At 67.3% G+C, this 20,677-nt stretch carries 18 protein-coding genes and 1 tRNA gene; 9 read left to right on the top strand and 10 right to left on the bottom strand.

What is annotated here, in order from left to right:
* The first annotated feature begins 5 nt into the window (after window positions 1–5).
* From V6B97_RS06595 to rho, 9 genes are all read left to right on the top strand, one after another.
* On the top strand, window positions 6–1,466 hold the full coding sequence (locus V6B97_RS06595; RefSeq protein WP_333505700.1) for a M48 family metalloprotease: 1,461 nt from the start codon (window positions 6–8) through the stop codon (window positions 1,464–1,466).
* Between the two features lie 76 nt (window positions 1,467–1,542).
* The gene (hslV, locus tag V6B97_RS06590; protein WP_333505699.1) at window positions 1,543–2,097 is read left to right on the top strand and encodes an ATP-dependent protease subunit HslV; all 555 of its coding nucleotides are present in this window, start codon (window positions 1,543–1,545) and stop codon (window positions 2,095–2,097) included.
* 14 nt (window positions 2,098–2,111) lie between these two features.
* Window positions 2,112–3,113, top strand: coding sequence for a 4-(cytidine 5'-diphospho)-2-C-methyl-D-erythritol kinase (gene ispE / locus V6B97_RS06585; RefSeq protein WP_333505698.1), 1,002 nt, complete (start codon window positions 2,112–2,114; stop codon window positions 3,111–3,113).
* A gap of 61 nt (window positions 3,114–3,174) precedes the next feature.
* Window positions 3,175–3,250, top strand: a tRNA-Gln gene (locus V6B97_RS06580).
* 49 nt (window positions 3,251–3,299) lie between these two features.
* Window positions 3,300–4,238, top strand: coding sequence for a ribose-phosphate diphosphokinase (locus V6B97_RS06575; RefSeq protein WP_333505697.1), 939 nt, complete (start codon window positions 3,300–3,302; stop codon window positions 4,236–4,238).
* Window positions 4,239–4,300: 62 nt separating this feature from the next.
* Window positions 4,301–4,876 carry a 50S ribosomal protein L25/general stress protein Ctc gene (locus V6B97_RS06570; RefSeq protein WP_333505696.1) on the top strand — a complete coding sequence of 192 codons (576 nt, stop codon included), beginning with the start codon at window positions 4,301–4,303 and terminating at the stop codon, window positions 4,874–4,876.
* 344 nt (window positions 4,877–5,220) lie between these two features.
* Window positions 5,221–5,829 carry an aminoacyl-tRNA hydrolase gene (gene pth, locus V6B97_RS06565; RefSeq protein WP_333505695.1) on the top strand — a complete coding sequence of 203 codons (609 nt, stop codon included), beginning with the start codon at window positions 5,221–5,223 and terminating at the stop codon, window positions 5,827–5,829.
* 292 nt (window positions 5,830–6,121) lie between these two features.
* The gene (locus V6B97_RS06560; protein WP_333505693.1) at window positions 6,122–6,637 is read left to right on the top strand and encodes a CarD family transcriptional regulator; all 516 of its coding nucleotides are present in this window, start codon (window positions 6,122–6,124) and stop codon (window positions 6,635–6,637) included.
* 349 nt (window positions 6,638–6,986) lie between these two features.
* Window positions 6,987–8,237 (top strand): transcription termination factor Rho, encoded by a 1,251-nt coding sequence (rho, locus tag V6B97_RS06555; RefSeq protein ID WP_012611640.1) that lies wholly within the window; start codon window positions 6,987–6,989, stop codon window positions 8,235–8,237.
* Between the two features lie 150 nt (window positions 8,238–8,387).
* Here rho and V6B97_RS06550 read toward each other — a convergent pair whose 3' ends face one another.
* From V6B97_RS06550 to rsmA, 10 genes are all read right to left on the bottom strand, one after another.
* Complete coding sequence (locus tag V6B97_RS06550; RefSeq protein ID WP_333505692.1) at window positions 8,388–10,388, bottom strand: multicopper oxidase family protein; 2,001 nt, start codon at window positions 10,386–10,388, stop codon at window positions 8,388–8,390.
* 244 nt (window positions 10,389–10,632) lie between these two features.
* Window positions 10,633–11,751, bottom strand: coding sequence for a GGDEF domain-containing protein (locus tag V6B97_RS06545; RefSeq protein ID WP_333505691.1), 1,119 nt, complete (start codon window positions 11,749–11,751; stop codon window positions 10,633–10,635).
* Window positions 11,752–11,932: 181 nt separating this feature from the next.
* Complete coding sequence (gene rpoD / locus V6B97_RS06540) at window positions 11,933–13,705, bottom strand: RNA polymerase sigma factor RpoD (protein ID WP_333505690.1); 1,773 nt, start codon at window positions 13,703–13,705, stop codon at window positions 11,933–11,935.
* Complete coding sequence (gene dnaG, locus V6B97_RS06535) at window positions 13,698–15,497, bottom strand: DNA primase (protein ID WP_333505689.1); 1,800 nt, start codon at window positions 15,495–15,497, stop codon at window positions 13,698–13,700. Before dnaG ends, rpoD begins: the two co-directional genes overlap by 8 nt.
* A 92-nt stretch (window positions 15,498–15,589) precedes the next feature.
* Window positions 15,590–18,055 (bottom strand): endonuclease MutS2, encoded by a 2,466-nt coding sequence (locus V6B97_RS06530; RefSeq protein ID WP_333505688.1) that lies wholly within the window; start codon window positions 18,053–18,055, stop codon window positions 15,590–15,592.
* 8 nt (window positions 18,056–18,063) lie between these two features.
* Complete coding sequence (locus tag V6B97_RS06525; protein ID WP_333505687.1) at window positions 18,064–18,510, bottom strand: GatB/YqeY domain-containing protein; 447 nt, start codon at window positions 18,508–18,510, stop codon at window positions 18,064–18,066.
* Between the two features lie 127 nt (window positions 18,511–18,637).
* Entirely contained in the window at window positions 18,638–18,841 is a 204-nt protein-coding gene (gene rpsU, locus V6B97_RS06520; RefSeq protein WP_012611647.1) for a 30S ribosomal protein S21, read from the bottom strand.
* 195 nt (window positions 18,842–19,036) lie between these two features.
* Window positions 19,037–19,225 (bottom strand): hypothetical protein, encoded by a 189-nt coding sequence (locus V6B97_RS06515; RefSeq protein WP_333505686.1) that lies wholly within the window; start codon window positions 19,223–19,225, stop codon window positions 19,037–19,039.
* Window positions 19,226–19,240: 15 nt separating this feature from the next.
* Window positions 19,241–19,513 carry an HU family DNA-binding protein gene (locus tag V6B97_RS06510; protein ID WP_007522025.1) on the bottom strand — a complete coding sequence of 91 codons (273 nt, stop codon included), beginning with the start codon at window positions 19,511–19,513 and terminating at the stop codon, window positions 19,241–19,243.
* Window positions 19,514–19,704: 191 nt separating this feature from the next.
* Window positions 19,705–20,517 carry a 16S rRNA (adenine(1518)-N(6)/adenine(1519)-N(6))-dimethyltransferase RsmA gene (gene rsmA, locus V6B97_RS06505; protein WP_333505730.1) on the bottom strand — a complete coding sequence of 271 codons (813 nt, stop codon included), beginning with the start codon at window positions 20,515–20,517 and terminating at the stop codon, window positions 19,705–19,707.
* Between the last annotated feature and the right edge of the window lie 160 nt (window positions 20,518–20,677).

Below are 20,677 nucleotides of genomic sequence, written 5' to 3'. Positions count from 1 at the left end.
CGCGCATGACCACCCGCTTCCGCCATTCTTCCGCGCCCCGCACCGGCTGGCTTCGCGCCCGCCTGCGGGGCGCGCTTGCCCTGTGCCTGTGCGCGCTCGTGCTGCTGGGCCAGGCCCTGCCCGCCTTCGCCCCGTCCGCCGGGGCCTTCCTTGGCGACTTCACGGTCAAGGACGAGGTGGAGCTGGGCAAGAAGTTCAACGTGCTCATCAAGGCCCGCCTGCCGCTGGTGGAAGACCCGGAGGTGAAGGAGTACGTGCGGTCCATCGTGGAACGGCTGAAGGCGGTGGTGCCGCCGCAGCCCTTCGACTTCGAGACCAACGTGCTGCTGCACAACGCGGTCAACGCCTTCGCCAGCCCCGGCGGGTACATCTTCGTGCACACTGGCCTGCTGATGGCCATGGAGCACGAAAGCGAGGTGGCGGGCGTGCTGGCCCACGAAATGGCCCACGTCACCCAGCGCCACATCGCCAACCGCATCGAGAAGTCGCAGCGGGTCACCCTGCTCAGCCTGGCCGGGGCGCTGGCCGGGGCCTTCATGGGCGGCGGGGGCAGCGGCAAGGGCGCGGCCGTGGCCGGGTCCATGGCGGCCGGGCAGGCGGCCATGCTCAACTACAGCCGTATCGACGAATCCGAGGCCGACCAGGTGGGCATGCAGTATCTTGTGGCGGCGGGCTTCCGGCCCGACGGCATGGCCGGGGCCTTCGAAAAGCTGCGCCGCCAGAGTTGGATGACCGGCACCGACGTGCCCACCTATCTCAGCACCCACCCCAACCTTACCGACCGCATCAGCGAGGTGCGCCTGCGCGTGGAGCAGCAGCCCGCCGGCGTGCGCAACCGGCAGGACGACGACGAGCGCTTCCGCCGGGTGCAGTTGCTGGTGCGCGCCCGCTACGCGGACGCCACCATCGCCCTGCGCACCTTCGAGCAGGCCAAACCCGACGACTGCATGTCGCAACTGGGGCGGGCCATCCTGTATTCGCGCCTCAACCGGGTGGGCGAGGCCACGGCCGCCTTCGACCGGGCGCTGGCCTGCAACCCCAGGGACCAGTTGGTCTGGCGCGAGGCCGGGCGGTTCCACTACACCAAGGGCGACCGTCACCGCGCCGCGCAGATGCTGCAACGCGCCGTGCTGATGAACTCGCGCGACTACATGGCCCTGTTCTTCTACGCGCGCCTGCTGTTCGACGCGGGCCAGCGCAACGAGGCCTACACCTACTACAGGGAAGTGCTGCGCCATCTGCCCGAGGATTCCGAGGTGCACGACTACTACGGCCGCGCCCTGGGCATGGACGGGCAGGTGTTCAAGGGCTACCTGCACTTGGCCTACAGCGCGCTGTACGCCAACGAGAAGGAAAAGGTCGAACAACTGCGCGACAAGGCGCGGGCGGTCATCCGCACGCCGGAGGACCAGGCGGACCTGGAGCGCTTCGACGCCAGGTACCAGGAACGCAAGGCGTTCTGGTAGCGGACTCCGCAGCCTGCGGCCTCGCTCCAACGCGGCCATACTCACATCGGCATCACCACGCCGAAGGAACCGACATATGGAATTGAAGGGTACCACCATCCTTGCCGTGCGCGACGCGGGCGGCGTGGCCATGGCCGGTGACGGCCAGGTGACCATGGGCCAGAGCGTGGTCATGAAGCACACCGCCCGCAAGGTGCGCCGCCTGTACCGCGACCGGGTGCTGGCGGGCTTTGCCGGGGCCACGGCCGACGCCTTCACCCTGTTCGAGCGCTTCGAGGCCAAGCTGGAGGAATTCGGCGGCAACCTCACCCGCGCCGCCGTGGAACTGGCCAAGGACTGGCGCAAGGACAAGTACCTGCGCAGGCTGGAAGCCATGCTGCTGGTGGCCGACGCGGAAACCATCCTCATCCTTACCGGCACCGGCGACGTCATCGAGCCGGACGACGGCATCGCCGCCATCGGCAGCGGCGGCCCCTACGCCCTGTCCGCCGCCCGCGCCCTGTCCCGGCACACCGCGCTGGACGCGGAAGCCGTGGTCCGCGAGGCCATGGCCGTGGCCGGGGAGCTGTGCGTGTTCACCAACGGCCACCTGACCGTGGAAACGCTGCGCCGCGACGCGGGCGGCAAGTGATGCGGGCAGCGGGCATGGGCGCGCCGGGCACGGCCTCGCCGGACAGCGGCGACACCCCGCCCACGACACCGGGCAGCGGGCGGGCGGACCTTGCGGCCGCCGTCACCCTGCGCGCGGGATGCAAGGTCAACCTGTACCTGCGCATCACCGGCGTGCGGCCCGACGGCTACCACGAACTGGACACCCTGTTCCTGCCCCTGCCGGAACCGTGCGACCTGCTGCACGTGGCGCACCGCGCGGGCCAGGGCATCGCCTTCTCCTGCACCGAACCGGACGTGGACCCGGCCCGCAACACCGTGACGGCCGCGTACGAGGGCTTCGCCACGGCCACCGGCTTTCGCCCCGGCCTTGCGGTGCACCTGGAAAAGCGCATTCCGCACGGGGCGGGCCTGGGCGGAGGCAGCGCGGACGCGGCAGTGCTGCTGCGCCATCTTGCCGCGCTGTGCGCGGAACAGGCCCCCGGCAAGGCCCCCGCACCCGAAACCCTGCGGACCATCGCGGCAGGAGTGGGGGCCGACGTGCCGTTCTTTCTCATGGACGGCCCGGCGCGGGCCACCGGCATCGGCGACGCGCTCACCCCGCTTCGGCCCGGCGATCTCGCCGCCCTCGGCCTTGCGGGCATGCACCTGGTGCTGGCCTGTCCGCCCATACGCGTTTCCACGCCCTGGGCCTACCGGGCCTGGGACGCCGCCAACCCTTCCGTACCCGGCAACCGCGCGGAAGCCGGGCAAGGCGCGAAATCATTGCGCCCTTGCTTGACATCCGAAAGTCTAGAAGATAGAAATCCACTCTCTCGCGGACCGTGGCTGACCAACAGCTTTGAACCGGTTGTTTTTCAGGCACATGCAACCCTGCGCCGAACCAAGGAATTTCTTCTTCGACGCGGGGCCTGTGCCGCACTGATGAGCGGGAGCGGCGCCAGCCTGTTCGCCCTGTTCAGAAAGCACGGCACGGCGCGCGATGTGGCCGAAGCTCTTCGCAACGACAACATCGCGGCCTTTTTGCACGCGCTGTGAGATGCGCGCCGCCCGGCGGCGCACGCAGGCCAGCCCCTGCGTCAAAATATTTCCCTGATGCTGGGGTGTCGCCAAGCTGGTAAGGCAACGGGTTTTGGTCCCGTCATCCGAGGGTTCGAGTCCTTCCGCCCCAGCCATTTTTTCCGATGACGCTTGCCATCGCAACCACAAGCCGGAAGTCGAAACATGCACGGTGATCTGAAGATTCTTACCGGCACGTCGAACCCCGCCCTTGCCAAGGCCATCTGCGACCACTTGGGTTGCCAGCTCACCCCGGCCCTGTGCGAGACGTTCAGCGACGGCGAGATCCGCATCGAGATCGGCGACAACGTGCGCGGCGACGACGTGTTCGTCGTCCAGGCCACCTGCTCGCCGGTCAACTACAATCTGATGCAGCTGTGCCTGATGCTGGATGCGCTGAAGCGCGCCAGCGCCGGTCGCGTCACCGCCGTGGTGCCCTACTACGGCTACGCCCGCCAGGACCGCAAGGTCAGCCCCCGCGCGCCCATCAGCGCCAAGCTGGTGGCCGACTTCCTGACCACCGCGGGCACCGACCGCGTGGTCACGGTGGACCTGCACGCCGGGCAGATCCAGGGCTTCTTCAACGTGCCGGTGGACAACCTGTACGCGCAGCCGGTCATTCTCGAATACCTGCGTCCGTACGCGGGCGACATCGTCATCGTCTCGCCCGACGCGGGCGGCGTGGAGCGCGCCCGCTCGTTCGCCAAGAAGCTGAACGCGGGCTTGGCCATCATCGACAAGCGCCGCGACCGTCCCAACCAGGCCTCGGCCATGCACGTCATCGGCGACGTCAGGGACAAGATCGCCATCGTGGTGGACGACATGATCGACACCGCGGGCACCATGTGCGCGGCGGGCGAGGTGCTGCTGAAGAACGGCGCCAAGGAAGTGATGGCCTGCGCCACCCACCCCGTGCTGTCCGGCCCGGCCATCGAGCGGCTGTGCAATTCCACCTTCTCGCAGGTCATCGTCACCGACACGGTGCCCCTGGGCGACAAGCTGGCCGCCTGCGGCAAGCTGAAGGTGCTGTCCGTGGCCGGGCTGCTGGCCAAGGCCATCCACAACATCCACACCGAATCCTCGGTGAGCGTGCTTTTCGTATAAGCAATTCACATTCCGACGCGGGGCGGGATGCCTACGCGGGAATGAATTCAAGGAGAACTGCAATGTCCGAACTGAAGACTCTGAGCGTGCGCAAGCGCGACGGCCTTGGCAAGGGCGCCAACCGCAAGCTGCGGGCCGAAACCCTGGTTCCCGGCGTGTTCTACAACGCCGAAGGCCTGAACGTGCCGGTCGTGATGGACACGCTTCCCGTCGAGAAGATGTTCGAAGCCGTGGGCCGCACCACCGTCTTCAACATCGAACTGGACGACAACGGCGCCAAGTCCACCTACCCGGCGCTGTTCTGGCAGATCCAGTACCACCCGGTGAAGAACCGCTTCTCGCACATCGATTTTCGCGGCGTGGACCTGGAAAAGCCCGTCAAGATCCGCGTGCCCCTCGAATTCACCGGCACCGCCAAGGGCGTGAAGGTGGGCGGCAAGCTGGAAGTGTACCGCGAAGCGCTGGACATTTCCGCCAAGCCCCTGCTGATGCCCAGCAAGATCACCATCGATCTGACCGACCTCGAAATCGGCAAGACCATCAGCGTGAACGACCTGCCCCTGGGCGAAGGCGTCTGCGCCGTTGCCGACCGCAACTTCGCCATCGTGGCCGTCGTCTCGCCCAAGGGCGAGGAATAGCGCCTGAGGCCGGGAACACCGCAGCAGTCCGCCGCATCCCAATGCGGGCGTGACACGCGGCTTCCCACGGTTCGGACCGCGGTTTCCCCCCGGCCCCGCGCACCAGCGCGGGGCCGGTTTCCGCGTTTCCGGAACCCGGCCCGCCACCGCCGTGCCGCAGCGGCCGTACCCGTCTGACCAGACCCGTCCGGCCGAACCCGCCCGGCCAGTCCTGTCCGGCTTGCCGGCTGGTTCCGGCCTCTTCGGTCCGCCCGGCCGCCGCGCCGTCGTCCATCGCACCATCCCGCGACGGCTACTGCCCGCTGGACCACCAACCCGCTGAACCGCAACCCACCCCATCGCGCATGAACGTCGCCGGTCTCATCGTCGGCCTGGGCAATCCGGGCAAGGAATACGAACGCACGCGCCACAACCTGGGCTTCATGGCCGTGGACGCCCTGATGGACGCGGCCGCCCGCGAACCGGGCGGCGGGTGCGACCAGCTTTCCGGCGGCAAGAAGAAGTACGACCTGTGGCGCTGCCGCATCACGCCCACGGGTGACCCGTGGCTGGTGGCCAAGCCGCAGACCTTCATGAACCTGAGCGGCGAGGCGGTGCTGGCCATTGCCTCGTACTACCGGGTGAAGCCTGCCGCCATCCTGGTGGTGCACGACGAACTGGACATCCCCCTCGGCCGCATGAAGTTCAAGACCGGGGGCGGCAACGCCGGGCACAACGGGCTGAAGTCCATCACCCAACTGCTCGGCACGCCGGACTTCCATCGCCTGCGCCTGGGCATCGGGCGCTCGCCCCACGGCGGCGAAACCACCAACTGGGTGCTGGGCCGCCTGACCGGCCCGGAACAGGACGCGCTGGACAAGCTGCTGCCCGCCGCCGTGCAGGCCATGACCATCTTCGCCACCCAGGGCGCGGCCGCCGCCACCCAGTTCGCCAACGCCTGCAAGCCGGAATGACGCCGCGCACCACGCCGCCGGTCTTGTGACGCCCCCCGTGCGGCCCCATTCCGGCGCGCCCGGTTCCGCGCCGGAACGCCGGAACGTGACCCGGCATCCCCTGTGGCCGCCGGATTTGCCCCGGCCGGTCTTTGCTTCCCGTCCACGCGCCACGCCGGATGCCTTCCCGCATCGCAGCGTCCCTGCACGGACAGCACTGTCGAACGCCGGCGGGATGGACTCTTGCTGCGGATTGGGATAGACTGTTTTTTCCTGCCGAATTCAACCTTATTTCCACCGCATGGAGTTCCGAGTGTTTGCCCAGGATCAACTCGTCGTCTACCCGGCTCAAGGCGTCGGCAAGGTCGAACGCGTCGAGTCGCAAGTGGTTGGCGGCGTTGCCACGGACTTCTACATCGTCCGCATCCTGGGCAACAACGTGACCCTCATGGTGCCGGTGCGCAATGCCGCCAACGTGGGGCTGCGCCCGCTGTGCGCCCCGGAGCGCGGGGCCGAGATCCTCGAATCCCTGCGCGACCGCACCGGCTTCACCGGCTACACCGGCCAGAACTGGAACCGGCGCTACCGTGAATACTCGGAAAAGCTGAAGAGCGGCGACCTGGCGGACGTGGCCTACGTGCTGCGCGAACTCCTGCTCATCGGCCGCGACAAGGAACTCTCGTTCGGCGAACGCCGCCTGCTGGAACAGGCCATGGGGCTGATCACCCTGGAACTGGCCTGCGTGCTGGACCGCACCCAGGACAACGTGCGCGGCGAAATCGAAGAGATGTTCCAGGATGTCTTGCAGGCCAGGGAAAAAAACGAATAGACCACTTGCCATCCCCTGTCGAATGGGCTAGGTAGCCCCTTGTACGGCGGGTGGAAGCAACCGAACGTTGCAACACCTCTCTTGCGGGTCCCCCTCCCTCCATTCCGGGCAACGAAAGCCCGGCACCGGACCCGGTACAGTGTTCCCGCCCGTCCACCTCAACGATTTTCCTTCATATCGTCACTCCGACAACAGTTCCCACTTGCGGACGGCTCGCCTTTGTGCGGTCTTTCCTGCCGTGTGGACGACTGTGGTTTCATCCTTCCATACACCCCCCACACCCTTCCAAAAGCAGTCCCCCACCACGCCTATGAGGAAAAAGAAGAACGTCCAGGGTTCCGAGACGGCCATGAATCTTTCGGAACTCAAGATCAAGAGCATGAGCGAGCTCATGGAGCTTGCCGAGCAATACAACGTCGAGGGCGCCAGCGGCATGCGCAAGCAGGAGCTGATCTTCGCCCTGCTCCAGGCCTGCGCTTCGCAGAACGGCGCCATCTACGGCGACGGCGTGCTGGAGATACTGCCCGACGGTTTCGGCTTTCTGCGTTCGCCGCTGTGCAGCTACATGCCCGGCCCCGACGACATCTACGTCTCGCCCTCGCAGATTCGCCGCTTCAACCTGCGCAAGGGCGACGTCGTTTCCGGCCAGATCCGCCCGCCCAAGGAAGGCGAACGCTACTTCGCCCTGCTGAAGGTGACCGAGATCGGCTTCGAGCCACCGGAAAACGCCAAGAATCTCGTACTGTTCGACAACCTGACGCCCATCTACCCCGACCGCCAGTTCATCATGGAGAACGGGGACAAGAACTACTCCAGCCGCGTCATCGACATGATGGCCCCCGTGGGCCGCGGCCAGCGCGGCCTGATCGTGGCGCCCCCCCGCACCGGCAAGACCATCCTGCTCCAGACCATCGCCAACTCCATCAACGCCAACCACCCGGATGCCTATCTCATCGTGCTGCTCATCGACGAGCGGCCCGAGGAAGTCACCGACATGGAACGCACGGTGAAGAACGCCGAAGTGGTCAGCTCCACCTTCGACGAGCCGCCGCAGCGCCACGTGCAGGTCTGCGAGATGGTGCTGGAAAAGGCCAAGCGCCTGGTGGAACGCAAGCGCGACGTGGTCATCCTGCTCGACTCCATCACCCGCCTGGGCCGCGCGTACAACGCCGTCACCCCCTCGTCCGGCCGCGTGCTGTCCGGCGGTCTCGACGCCAACGCCCTGCAACGTCCCAAGCGCTTCTTCGGCGCGGCCCGCAACATCGAGGAAGGCGGCAGCCTGACCATCATCGCCACCGCCCTCATCGACACCGGCTCGCGCATGGACGAAGTGATCTTCGAAGAGTTCAAGGGCACCGGCAACATGGAAATCTACCTGGAACGCCACCTTGCCGAAAAGCGCGTGTTCCCGGCCATCGACATCAACCGCACCGGCACCCGCAAGGAAGACCTGCTGCTGTCGGACGAGGTGCTCAACCGGGTGTGGATCCTGCGCAAGATCCTGGCGCCCATGTCGCCCATCGACAGCATGGAATTCCTGCTGGACAAGATGCGCGCCACCAAGAGCAACCGCGAATTCCTCAACGTGATGAACAAGTAGCGCAACGCGCCGCGCGTTCACGATACGCACGCACGAAGCCCGCCGTTCCCTGCATGGGAACGGCGGGCTTCTTCGATTGCCGTTGTTTCGTCTTGCGTCGGTGCGGCGCGCACGGCGTGCCGGGCGCGCACGAAACCTTCCGCGCATCCCTTAGGATACGCGCACGTTGACCATCATCCCCTGATCCTCGTGCTCCAGGTTGTGGCAGTGGAACAGGAATATCTGCTCGCCGGGGTAGGCGGGCGCGCCGAAGTCCACGTCGGCCAGTACCGTTTCGCCGGGCCACACCAGGACCGTGTCCTTGAGGCCGAGGTCGGTGGGCAGCCTGCCCGCGCCGTCCACGGCCAGCGCGCGCACCTGCGCGGGGCTGCCCCGCCGTTCGCGCACCCGGAAGAAGTACCCATGCAGGTGCATGGGATGGGGCATGCTGCGGGCCGCGTTCTCCATGGCCCACGTCTCGCGCCGCCTGTCGGGCACGGTGATGGGAAAGCGGTCCATGGCGAAGGTCTGACCGGCGATGGTCCAGCGCTTGCCGTCCGCCTCCAGGCGCAGGGGGCGGATGAACGCGGGCGGGTCGGCGGGGCCGTCCGGCTCCGCCGATGCCGCGCCTGCGGCAAACCGCTCCGGAATCTTGCGCTCGTACCGTTCGGCCCTGTCCACGGAAACCCGCATGATCGGGTAGTCCCTGCCTTCGGCAAGCCCACCGTCAGCCATGCCGTCCCCGCCATGCGCGCCGTGCCCGCCGCCGGAACCACCGGAACTGGCGGACATGGGCATGGTGGCCTGGGTCATGCCGTGCGGCATGCCATGGATTTGGGGGGCCTGGGAACTTCCATGCCCCATGTCCTGGATGTCGCCAGCCCCTGCCTGCGCCGCCCCGGCGTGCGCGCCGTGTCCGCCCCCTCCGGCCGGGTGGTCCATCTCGTTGTGCATGGGGTCGAAGGGCTGGTTGCGCAGCCACACATGGTCGCCCGCCTCCCGGCCGCTCAGGTCCAGCAGAACTTCCGCCCGCTCGCCCGGAGCGAGGAACAGCGTGTCCACCCGGCGCGGCGCGGGCAGGAACCCGCCGTCATTGGCGACAAGGATCATGGGGACGCGCGTTCCGGCCCTGCCCGGCCCGCCGCCCTCCCCTTGCACGAAGGCCAGGTTGAAAATGCGCGCCGTGCTGCCGTTGAGCAGCCGGAACCGGTACACGCGGGTGGACGCGGACAGCGTGGGCAGGTGCGCGCCGTTGACCAGCACCCGGTCGCCCAGATAGCCCATGAACAGGTCGTCCTGGGTGGGGGCATAGACCAGCCCGCCATCCGGGCCGATGCGCTTGTCCTGCAACACCAGCGGAATGTCGGTGACGCCCAGGGTCAGATCCAGCTCGCGCGCGAAGGCGCGTTCCTCGTCGTCGCGCACGATGAAGAACGAGGCCAGCCCCAGGTAGGCCTGCCGTGCCGTGTCCCCGTGCGGATGCGGATGGTACCAGAAGGTGCCCGCCCGGTTGGTGACGGGAAAGGCATAGTCGTAGTGCGCGCCCGGCCCCACCGCGTACATGGGGTGCCCGGCCTGTTGCCACGGGCAGTCCACGCCGTGCCAGTGGATGATGGTGTCCGGACCGATGATTTCCGGGCCGATGATTTCCGGGCCGGACGGCGCGGGGGTTCCGTGGCCGCTGTGGCCGCCATGATTGGACGCCGCGCCCCCTGCCCCGTGCCCGTCGCCATGCCCGCCGGGGGCCGGTCCCAGAGGGCCGAGCCCGTTCACCAGGCGCACGGCAAACTCCTGCCCCTTGTCCAGCACCAGCACGGGGTTGTGGTATGCACGCCCTTGGTACTCCGCCGTGTAGGCCAGCATGGGGCCGCCGGTGGCGGGCAGCAGTCCGGGCTGCGGCGCGGCGGTCAGCGTGAACGGCTCCCTGGGGGCCAGCAGCCCGAACAGGCCGGACTGGCCGGGCAGGGGCAGCGGGCCGCCGGACGTGAGTTGCGCAGGGGCCGCCCAACTCCGGCCCGCCCAGGGCGGGAGGGAGGCGGCAAGGCACAGTCCCAGGGCCGAGCCTGCCGACAGACGCAGGAAATCCCGCCGGTTCAGCATGCGCGGGGCGGAACCGGCACAGCCGCGCCGGGAACGACGGTGCCGACCGAATATGGCGGACATGGGGGGCATGGCGGACCTCCTGGCAAACGTGCTGCGGCGTCGCGCACCAGGAGCGCGAACCGGCGGATGGACCAAGGATACACCAACCCCGGCTTGCTGCAACCTTGCAGGGCGGCGAACGGCGCAACGGCGCGCCGCCACTACATGCCCCACGCAAAAGCGCCCCGGCCATCAGGCCGGGGCGCTTTTGCACCCGTCCCCCCACCTCCCGGACGGGGTGGATATATTGTCATTACCACCCGAATGCGCGGGGTCACGCCACCGGTGCGTCGCTCCCCCTGTCGCTCCCCCTGTTGCCCCCACTGGCACCCCTGTCGCCGCCCACGGCCACCCGCACCCGGTTGCGCCCTTCCCGCTTGGCCTCGTACAGGGCCTTGTCGGCCTGGTCAAACAGGCTGTCCGCCAGCGTTCCGGCCAGGCCCGGCCGGGCGTAGGCCACGCCCGCGCTCAGGGTCACGCGCACGCCGTGCTCCACCACCTGGCCCTGCCCGTCGCGGATGGCGAAGCTGACGTTCTCCAGCCCGGCGCGCACCGACTCGGCGATCTCGCCCGCGCGCAATGCGCCCTCGCCGGTGAGCACCAGGGCGAATTCCTCGCCGCCGAAGCGCGCCACCACCGAGGCGCATTCCCCGGCCCCGGCGCCCACGCTGCGGTTGCACTCGTCCACCTTGCGGCGCAGCACTTCGGCCACGGTGCGCAGCACCTGGTCGCCGATGCGGTGGCCATGATGGTCATTGATCTGCTTGAAGCGGTCCACGTCGAACAGCACCAGCGCCAAGTCCATGCCGCCCTTCCAGGCCACTTCGCCCGCCGCCAGCGCGCTCTCGAAGGCGCGCCGGTTGCCAAGGCCGGTAAGCGGGTCGGTGACGGTCAGTTCGCCCACACGGGCGGCGTCGCTGTCCATCTGTTCGCGCATCTCGCTGAAGGTGGCCCGCAGCAGGCGCACCACCTCGGCCGGGTCCAGCCCGCTTTCCACGGCGCGCACGCTTTCCTGCTCCAGCTTGTCCATGTCGCCGCGCCGCTGGTGCAGCATGGAACGGAATTCGCGGGCCAGGCGTTCGGTTTCCTGAAGGGCCTCGCGCATGCGGCACTCGTAGGGCTCCACGCGGATGTCGCGGTCGGCCCGCAGCACGTCGTGGTAGCTTGTCTCGCTGAAGTCGCGCCGGTTCAGCACGTCCACCAGCAACTGCTGGATGCGGGCCTTCTGGGCGTCACTGAGGGTGCTGAACTCGCCCAGCCCGCGCATGTAGAAGATCAGCGTGCGCCACTTGCCGTCGCGCGGCACGCCCGCGCGGTCCAGCATGTCGCACAGCCGCCCCTCCCCCGAGAAGGCGCATTCCTGGCGCGTACAGTTGCAGGTGTTGTCGGCCATGTGTGTTTCGTCCTCCGCACCGGAAGCGTGTTCCGCATGCGCATCGGGCACCGTGCGTATGCGCCGCCGCGTGGGGTCAACGGCTGTCCGTTGGGACCCGGTACGCGACAGGGGCGGCCCCATGGCCGCCCCTCATTGTATCCGCGAATGCGTTGCGGCGCCACAAGGGGCCGCACGGGTTCTAGCTTTCGTAGTACGAACGCAGCATCTGGCTGCGCACCGGGTGGCGCAGCTTGCGCAGCGCCTTGGCCTCGATCTGCCGGATGCGTTCGCGGGTGACGTTGAACAGCTTGCCCACTTCCTCGAGGGTGTGGTCCGACTTTTCGCCGATGCCGAAGCGCTTGCGCAGCACCTGTTCCTCGCGCGGGGTAAGGTCGGCCAGGACCGAGGCGATCTGCTCCGACAGCTTGGTGTTGACCACCTCTTCCGCCGGGGCCACGGCCTTCTTGTCCTCGATGAAGTCGCCGAGGCTGGAATCTTCCTCGTCGCCGATGGGCGTTTCGAGCGAGATCGGTTCCTTGGCGATCTTCAGCACCTTCTTCACCTTGTCGATGGGGTAGTCCATGCGCTCGGCGATTTCCTCGGGGGTGGGGTCGCGCCCCAGTTCCTGCACGAGGTAGCGGGAGGTGCGGATGAGCTTGTTGATGGTTTCGATCATGTGCACCGGGATGCGGATGGTGCGGGCCTGGTCGGCGATGGCGCGGGTGATGGCCTGGCGTATCCACCACGTGGCGTAGGTGGAGAACTTGTAGCCGCGCTGGTACTCGAACTTGTCCACCGCCTTCATCAGGCCGATGTTGCCTTCCTGGATCAGGTCCAGGAACTGCAAGCCGCGGTTGGTGTACTTCTTGGCGATGCTGACCACCAGGCGCAGGTTGGAGCGGATCAGTTCCTGCTTGGCGCGCATGGCGTGGGTGTTGCCGCGCTTGATGCGCCACAGCACTTCCTCGAGGTCCGTGACGTTGTGGCAGCACTTGTCCTGCAACCGGTTCAGGATTTCGATCTTGCCGATGATCATTTCCTTGAACGAGAACAGTTCTTCCACCGTCATGCCCAGCGCCTCGGACGCGGCCACGGGGTTCATCTCGCGCGCTTCCAGCATGCGGAAGATGTCCTGGATCTCGACCTGGGTCTTGCCCGTGGACAGGATGTAGGCGGAAAGGTCGCGCTGGCAGTTGTGCATCTGCCGCACGTAGTCCTCCACCGTCTCGATGATCCGGTCGATGAGGGTCTTTTCCAGCTTGATGTCGCGCAGGCGGTTGACGATGTCTTCCTTGAAGCCCAGGATTTCCTTCTGGATGGCGGTGACCCGGCGTTCCAGGGTGCAGCAGTCGTCCAGCTTGGAGTAGACCTTGCGCTTCTTCTTGTAGGTATGCTTGATCTCGTCCAGCAGCAGGATGACCCGCGAGCGCTGGTTCATCTCGTCTTCGCTGGGGTCGTCTTCCTCGATGGTCTTGACGACGTCCTTCAGCTTGATGCGGTTCTGCTTCAAGTCCTCGCCGACGTTGATCAACTCCTCGACGGCCACCGGCACTTCCACCAGGGCGTACAGCACGTCCTGCTCGCCGAGTTCGATCTTCTTGGCGATCTGCACCTCGCCGTCGCGGTCCAGCAGCGGCACGGCGCCCATCTCGCGCAGGTACATGCGCACCGGATCGGTGGAGCGCGACGAATAGTCCGCCGACTCCTCGTCCTCCACCAGGTCCAGCCCCGGTTCGCCGGCAGGTTCCTCTTCCGACTCGCCGGGCGACACGGATATCTTCTTGCCGTCCTTCTCGGTATCGACGATGGCGATTTCCAACTGGTCGAAAATCCCGATGATCTCCTCGATCTGCTCGGGCGTGTTGACCTCTGCCGGCAGGGCCTTGTTGACCTCGTCGAAGGTCAGAAAGCCGTTCACCTTGCCTTTGGCGATGAGCGACTTGATCTGCTGAATATCCTTGATGTTACCCATTCGATCTCCCCAACGTTTCCTGAAGGGCCCTGAGCAATTCGATGCCTGCGGCAGGGTCGGTGGAAGTCGCCGTCTGGCGAAGGGCGGCCATCATGCTCGATGCGCCGAGTTCCCGTGTGGTCACCGATTCGATGCCGGAAAGCAGATCCTGCAATTCCTCGAGTTCCTTGTCGCGGGGCGGGACATCGCCCGTCCTGCACCTGATCCAGAATTCCTTTTCGCGTTCCGAAAGATTGGGCAGCAACTGTTCCGGCTCCGCGCCGTGGCGGGCCATCTTGGCCCACAGTTCGCGCGCCCAGGGGCTGGCCAGCACCAGTTCGGCCCCTGCCTCGCGCAGGCGGACGAAATGGTGCGGGTAGCGCACCAGAAAGAACATCACCGCCCGGTCGCGCCTGGCGGGGGCGTCCCCGCTGGTGGGCACGGCGTCCACCCGGCGCTGCGGCGCGGGCTGGCGCGCATCCCTCGCGCCGGGTGCCGCCGTGGCCGCGCCCTTGTAGAAATCGCCCGAAAGCCCTTCGCGGATGGCTTCCTCGCGGATGCCGAGGCCGGAGGCGATGCGCGACAGAAAACGCGACGCCAGCAGCTGCCCGTCCGCGTGGCCCGCCCCGGCCTGCCGCAGCAGGCTGCGCGACCACTCCAGCGCGTCGCCCGGCGAATAGAGCGTGCGCAGGGTGTCGATGCAGAAATCCAGCCCGTCGGGCGCGCTCTTGCGCAACGCCTCGAAGGCGTCCTTGCCCTGGTCGTGCAGCAGGCTGTCGATGTCCTCTCCGTCGGGCAGCAGCACCACCTTGCAGCGCATGCCGCGCGTCAGCAGCATTTCGCAGGCGCGCATGGCCGCCTTGCGGCCGGGGTTGTCGCCGTCGAACAACAGCTCCACCGTGGAGCAGAAGCCCCCCAGGCGCTTGACCTGTTCCGGCGTCAGCGCGGTGCCCAGCACGCCGCAGGCCATGTTGTAGCCGTACTGGTGCAGGGTCAGCACGTCCATGTACCCTTCGGTGAGCATGGCCGTCTTGTGCTGGGTCATGGCCCGGCGCGCCTGGAACAGCCCGTAGAGGTGCTCCCCTTTCTTGTAGATGGCCGAATCGCTGCTGTTGATGTACTTGGCCTGGTCCTCGTCGGCGATGATGCGCCCGCCGAAGGCGATGACCTGACCGGCCAGGTTCTTGATGGGAAAGATCATCCGGCCCCGAAAGCGGTCGAACATGCGGCCCGAATCGTTGCGCGAAAGCAGCCCCGCCTGCGCGGCGTCCGCCTGCTGAAAGCCCGCCCGGCGCAGCGCGTCCGCCAGGGCCGACCATTCGCGCAGGCTCCAGCCCAGTTCGAACGCGTTGACGATCTCCGGCGAAAGTTGACGCCGCGCGATGTAGTCGCGGCATTCCTGCCCGGCGGGGATGGTCAGATTGCGCCGGAAATGCTCGCGCGCCACGTCGTACATGCGCAGGCACTGCCGCTTGAACGACTGTTCGCGCTGGACCTTGGGATCCGGCTTCCAGTCGTCCTCCAGCGAGACGCCCGCCTCTTCGGCCAGGGCTTCCAGCGTTTCGCGGAATTCCAGCCCGTGGATGCGCCCGTAGAAATCGAAGATGTCGCCCGACGCCTGGCAGCCGAAGCAGTAGAAAAATCCTTCCTCCTCGTTGATGGAGAAGGAAGGCTTGGTCTCCTGGTGGAACGGGCACGGCGCCATCCAGCGCGAACCGCCGGTGTGGCGCAGCTCGACATAGCGACGCGCCACCTCCACGAGGTTCAGGCGGGCCTTGATGGCCTGCACGACCGAGCCGTCCCTGCGTTTCATGCCGCCGTTCCGGTGTTCCGGGTACGCGAAAGGGAGGACCGCGTGGTGCGCGGACCGCCCTGCTTCATTTCCACCGTCTTCTGCAACTTCAGCTACTTGAGTTCGATGATGGTCACGCCGTCGCCGCCCTGGTCTTCCGGGGCCAGCGCGAACGATTTCACGGCCGGAAACGTTCTGAGGAATGCGTGAATTTCCTTGCGCAGGGCCCCGGTGCCGCGACCGTGGATGGCCTCCACCGCCGACATGCCCGCGAGCAGGGCCTTGTCAAGCGCGCGCGACAGTTCGCTTACGGCAACATCAGCACGCATCCCGCGCAAGTCAACCCTCATGGACGCGGTGGCGTCCGAAATGGTGCGGGTCACCGCGCCAACGGCCACACGAGGCTTTTCGTCGGATGCGGCCAGGTCTTTAGCCTCGGCCCACATGGTCACGCCGCTCAGGTCCACGCGCACCCTGCCGCGCCGGGCGTCCACCTCGACCACGGTGCCCTTCTTGCCCCACGGCACGTAGCGCACGGCCTGCCCGGCGCGCAGGGTTTCCACCTGCAACGCGGGGGGCTGGGGAGCGCCGGGCGCGTCCGGCGCGCCATCGGCATCGCCGTTGCCAGCCGCGCCGCCCACCAGCCGGGCGCGGGTTTCCGCCAGGGCCTTCAGGGCCTGCTTGTGGCTGACCTTGCCGGACTTCCATTCCTGCAACACGGCCTTGGCCTGCCCCTGCACCGACTCGAACAGGGTGCGGCGCTCGCGCTCGAAGCGTTCGTCGAGCTTCGTCCGCTTGTCGCGCAGGCGGGCCTCTTCCGCCCGCAGCGAGGAAATTTCCGATTCGCGCTGCACGGCCAGGGCATTCAGGCGGTCCACCAGGGCGCTGGTGTCCTCGCCGTCCAGTAGCAGGTACTGTTCGGCGCGGCGCAGCACCGCCTCCGGCAGGCCGTGTTCGCGGGCCACGTCCAGGGCCTGGCTGGCCCCCACCTGATCGTAGGCCAGGCGGAACAACGGACGCTTGGTGGCGGGGTCGAACAGCACCGAGGCGGCGCGCACCTTCTCGCGGGTCAGGGCGTACGCCTTCAGCGCCGGGAAGTGGGTGGCGGCCACCACCGTGGAACCGGCGTCCATCACCTCGTCCAGCACGGCCTGGGCCAGGGCCGCCCCTTGGGCAGGGTCCGTGCCCGCACCGAATTCGTCCAGGATCACCAGCGCGCCGGGGCCAAGGCGGTCCCACACCCCGCTCAGGTGGCGGATCTGCGCGGTGAAGGTGGACACGTTGTCCTCAAGACTCTGCTCGTCGCCGATGAAGGCGAAGATGTCGGTCCAGAACGGCAGCGAACTGCCGGGGCGCACCGGCACGGGCAGCCCGGCCAGTCCCATCAGCGCGATGAGCCCCAGCGTCTTCAGGCACACGGTCTTGCCGCCCGCGTTGCCGCCGCTGATGACCAGGCCAAGTTGGCCGGGCAGCAGTTCCAGGTCCACTGCTTGGGGGGCCTGCGGGCCATGCTGAGAGGAATGACCTGTGGCGGCCGTGCCCTTGCCCGTGGCGTGCGGGGCGCGGGAAGCGGGCCGTGCGGAGTGCGCGGACGCCGTCCCGTCCTTCCCGCCGCGCGCGGCGGCCAGGGCCAGCAGCGGATGGCGCGCCCCCAGCAGGGAGACCTGCCCGCCCTCGGTGATGGACACGGCCCCGGCGTCGCCGAACTCCTCGAACCGGGCGGACAGGGCGCAGCGCGCGCACAGCACGTCGCCCTCCACCAGCAGGTCGTAGGCGCCGCGCACGGCGGCCAGTTCGTCGCGCACGAGATCGGTGAGGTAGCGCAACACCTTGCGCTCTTCCTCGCGTTCCTCGCGCTTCAGTTCCTGCAGGCCGTTGTTCAGCTCCACCAGGAACATGGGCTCGAAGTAGCAGGTTTCGCCGGTCTGGGAATAGTCGTGGATGATGCCCTGCAACCGCCCCTTGAAGTTGGACTTCAGCGGCAGCACGTACCGGTCGGACGAGAGGGTCATGAACTCGTCCTGCAGGTAGTGGGCGATGTTGTAGCGCTGGGCGTATTCCTTGACCTTGCGGGTGCACTGCTGGTGGATGCGGCGAATTTCGCCACGCACCAAGGATAGTTCGGGCGAGCTTTCGTCGCGCAGCATCCCGTCGTCGGACACGCAACGGTCAAGGCCGGATACGGTGCGCTGGGGCAGCGGGTGGGCGTCCACCAAGCCGGTCAGCAGGTCCCAGCGGCCGCCAGTGGACTGGCCCTCGCGGATGGAGGCGGCCAGCTTGCGGGCCAGCCCCAGGGTCTGGCGCAGGGCCCACAGCGCGTCCAGGTCCAGCACCGTGGCCGGAGCGTCCAGCGCGCGGAACACGCCGTCCAGCGAAGGAAAGGAAGAGAGGCGGAATCCCGTGTGTCCGGCCCAGCGCCGCGCCTCGTCGAACAGGGCGGCGGCGTGGTGCACGGCCTCGACGCCGGCCAGCGGGCGCACGGCAAGGGCCGCTTCCGCTCCGGCTTCGGAAACGCACAACCCGGCAAGGTGGTTGAGCACCTTGCCGAATTCCAGCACCTGAAGGCTGCGGGATTCCATGCGAAAGGCTACCCCTGCAGGCGGGCGCGCACGGTGGCGGAAAGCGCCTTGCCGTCCACCCGGCCCTTGTGGGCATTCATGATGGCCTGCATCACCCGGCCCATGTCCTGCGGACCCTTGGCGCCGGTTTCGGCCATGGCGGCGGCGATGGCGGCGTCAAGTTCGTCGCCTTCCAGCGGGGTGGGCAGGTATTCGCGCAGGATGACCAGTTCCGCCTGTTCCTTGTCGGCCAGGTCGGTGCGGGAGGCGGCGGTGAACTGCTCGATGGAGTCCTGCCGCTGCTTGGCCTGCTTCAGCACCACGTCGAGCAGTTCCGCCTCGGTGACCGGGCGCATCAACTCCACTTGCAGGTTCTTGGCGGCGGTCTTCAGCATGCGCAGCACGCCCAGGCGCACCGCGTCCTTGGCCTTGTAGGCCGACACGTAGTCCTTCTCGATGCGTTCGGAAAGATTCATGGTCGCCACCGGATGCGGAAGGATGGGGTTCCGGAAATACGGAATACGGGAAACCCGGAAGACCTCCGGGTTTCCCGTTCCAGACATGGTGCGGACCGCATGCGCGGGCCGTTCACGCACCGGCGGCTTAGGCCATGTTCATCTTCCTGATCTTCTTCAGGAGACGCTTGCGGGCGGCCGCCTTCTTCTTCTTGCGCATCACGCTGGGCTTTTCGTAGTGCTGACGCTTCTTCATTTCGGAAAGAACGCCGGCCTTCTCGACCTGCTTCTTGAAGCGACGCAGCGCGATGTCGAAGTTGTATTCGTCGTCGTTAAGATACACACCGGGCAAAGAAATCACCCCCTTCGCCAGAAATCCCCTTGCGGGGTGGGTGCGAACGGGCTGTATACATCGCCCGGACACAAAAGGCAAGCCCTGCCCGCACCCGTCAGGAATGAACCTGACTGGGCCGTACCGGACAGGGCCGAAAAAGAACCCGTTGGCGACGCCGCGCGCGGCGGCCGGAAACGGGGGAAAGCTCGCGCCTTAGTGATGCCCCTCGGAATGGCACCCGCCCTTGCAGGTTTCCATCACCGACTTGAGGATCACGTAGCCCACGCCGCTGCAGATCACGAACAGGACGCCGTACAGCACGCCGAAGAAGATGGCGTGGTCGGGCATCCACCACGGGATGTCCTGCGGCAGGGGGCTGTGGATGGTTTCACCGTGCAGCATGTCGTTCCTCCGACCCTACTTGATCGAGTCCTTCAGGGTCTTGCCGGGGCGGAACTTGACCACCTTGGACGCGGGAATCTTGATTTCCGCGCCGGTGCGGGGGTTGCGGCCCTTGCGCGCCTTGCGCGCTTCGACGGCGAAGGTGCCGAAGCCGGTCAGGGTGAGCTTGCCTTCGGCGGCCAGAGCGTCCTTCACCGCGTCCAGGAACGCGTTCAACGAGCGCTCGGCGCTGGCCTTGGTCAGGTTGGCCTTTGCCGCGATCTTGTCGACCAGATCAGCCTTGGTCATCTGCCTTTCCTCCTCTCGGGTTAGCTACGGTCAGGTTGCCTGGGGACTTCAGCGCCGAGGGCGGTGTGACACCCTGTTTGCGCATTTTTTCTCAAGCCGCCTCAGGAATACCAGAGGCGCACCCGGCACGCAACGGAACAACGGTACACTCCGCATCGACAAACATGATTCCCGGCACAAAGTCAAGGCTGTCAGGGGATTTTGACGGATTCCGAGAGCATGTGAAAATCTTCCGGAGCAAGGTTTTCCGGCCGCACCGCCGGGTCCAGCCCCAGGCCCGCGAGCAGCGCGGACACGTCACCCTGAACGTAACCGCGCAGGATTCTTTGCAACTGCTTGCGGCGCTGCTGAAAGCACACCTTCAACAGGCGCGAAAGGCGCGCCGGGTCGAACCGGCCCCGCGCCGCACCCAGCGGCACGAAGGACAGCACGGCGGAATCCACCTTGGGGCGCGGCACGAACACCTGCGGCGGCACGACGAATTCCAGGCGCGGCGCGGCGAAGCTTTGCAGCCACACCGAAAGCGCGCCATAGGCCCCGCTGCCCGGCGCGGCCACGATGCGCTCGCCCACTTCCTTCTGGATCATGAACACCGCCCGCGCAAGGCCGGGGGCCGTGCTCAGGATGTCCCACATCAGCGGCGAGGCCACGTTGTAGGGCAGGTTGCCGATGACCTTCCACGAGCGGGTTGGGGTGAGCCGCTCCCAGGGAAAGAGCAGCGCGTCGGTGAGCGCGGGGGTGATCAACGGCGGCTCGGCCGGGCGGGTGCGGCCATGCTCGGCCGCCCAGTGGTAGTCCTTTTCCAGCAGAAACAGCTGGGCGGGACCGGCGGCATGGATGTGCCGGGTCAGCGCGCCGGGGCCGGGCCCGATCTCGATGACCCGGTCCTCCGGCCCGATGCGCAGGGCCGCCACGATCTTGGCGGCGATGTTGCGGTCGCGCAGGAAGTTCTGGCCCAGGCTCTTCTTGGCGCGCGGCCCCCCTGCCCCGTCCGGTGAGGGCATGGTCTCGTCCGCAGGCATGCCCCCTGCTTCCGGGGGCATGTCGTCCGTGCCCTGGGGCACGCCGTCGAAGCGGTTGCGGCCTCGCCCCGCCGGGCCATGCCCCGGACGGTTCGCACGGGTTCGGGAATGGCCGGGCTGGCCAGATCGGTCGGACTGGCCG

Origin of the sequence: Nitratidesulfovibrio sp. 1201_IL3209, from assembly GCF_036763125.1 — a bacterium.
Classification (GTDB): Bacteria; Desulfobacterota; Desulfovibrionia; order Desulfovibrionales; family Desulfovibrionaceae; genus Cupidesulfovibrio.
This window is presented reverse-complemented; position numbering and strand designations above follow the sequence as displayed.

What these genes read in the sequence shown, in the direction of transcription:
- V6B97_RS06595 (WP_333505700.1), top strand. Translation starts at nt 6, where the DNA reads ATGACCACCCGCTTCCGCCATTCTTCCGCGCCCCGCACCGGCTGGCTT.
- hslV (WP_333505699.1), top strand. Translation starts at nt 1,543, where the DNA reads ATGGAATTGAAGGGTACCACCATCCTTGCCGTGCGCGACGCGGGCGGC.
- ispE (WP_333505698.1), top strand. Translation starts at nt 2,112, where the DNA reads ATGGGCGCGCCGGGCACGGCCTCGCCGGACAGCGGCGACACCCCGCCC.
- V6B97_RS06575 (WP_333505697.1), top strand. Translation starts at nt 3,300, where the DNA reads ATGCACGGTGATCTGAAGATTCTTACCGGCACGTCGAACCCCGCCCTT.
- V6B97_RS06570 (WP_333505696.1), top strand. Translation starts at nt 4,301, where the DNA reads ATGTCCGAACTGAAGACTCTGAGCGTGCGCAAGCGCGACGGCCTTGGC.
- pth (WP_333505695.1), top strand. Translation starts at nt 5,221, where the DNA reads ATGAACGTCGCCGGTCTCATCGTCGGCCTGGGCAATCCGGGCAAGGAA.
- rho (WP_012611640.1), top strand. Translation starts at nt 6,987, where the DNA reads ATGAATCTTTCGGAACTCAAGATCAAGAGCATGAGCGAGCTCATGGAG.
- V6B97_RS06550 (WP_333505692.1), bottom strand. Translation starts at nt 10,388, where the DNA reads ATGCCCCCCATGTCCGCCATATTCGGTCGGCACCGTCGTTCCCGGCGC.
- V6B97_RS06545 (WP_333505691.1), bottom strand. Translation starts at nt 11,751, where the DNA reads ATGGCCGACAACACCTGCAACTGTACGCGCCAGGAATGCGCCTTCTCG.
- rpoD (WP_333505690.1), bottom strand. Translation starts at nt 13,705, where the DNA reads ATGGGTAACATCAAGGATATTCAGCAGATCAAGTCGCTCATCGCCAAA.
- dnaG (WP_333505689.1), bottom strand. Translation starts at nt 15,497, where the DNA reads ATGAAACGCAGGGACGGCTCGGTCGTGCAGGCCATCAAGGCCCGCCTG.
- V6B97_RS06530 (WP_333505688.1), bottom strand. Translation starts at nt 18,055, where the DNA reads ATGGAATCCCGCAGCCTTCAGGTGCTGGAATTCGGCAAGGTGCTCAAC.
- V6B97_RS06525 (WP_333505687.1), bottom strand. Translation starts at nt 18,510, where the DNA reads ATGAATCTTTCCGAACGCATCGAGAAGGACTACGTGTCGGCCTACAAG.
- V6B97_RS06515 (WP_333505686.1), bottom strand. Translation starts at nt 19,225, where the DNA reads ATGCTGCACGGTGAAACCATCCACAGCCCCCTGCCGCAGGACATCCCG.
- V6B97_RS06510 (WP_007522025.1), bottom strand. Translation starts at nt 19,513, where the DNA reads ATGACCAAGGCTGATCTGGTCGACAAGATCGCGGCAAAGGCCAACCTG.
- rsmA (WP_333505730.1), bottom strand. Translation starts at nt 20,517, where the DNA reads ATGCCCTCACCGGACGGGGCAGGGGGGCCGCGCGCCAAGAAGAGCCTG.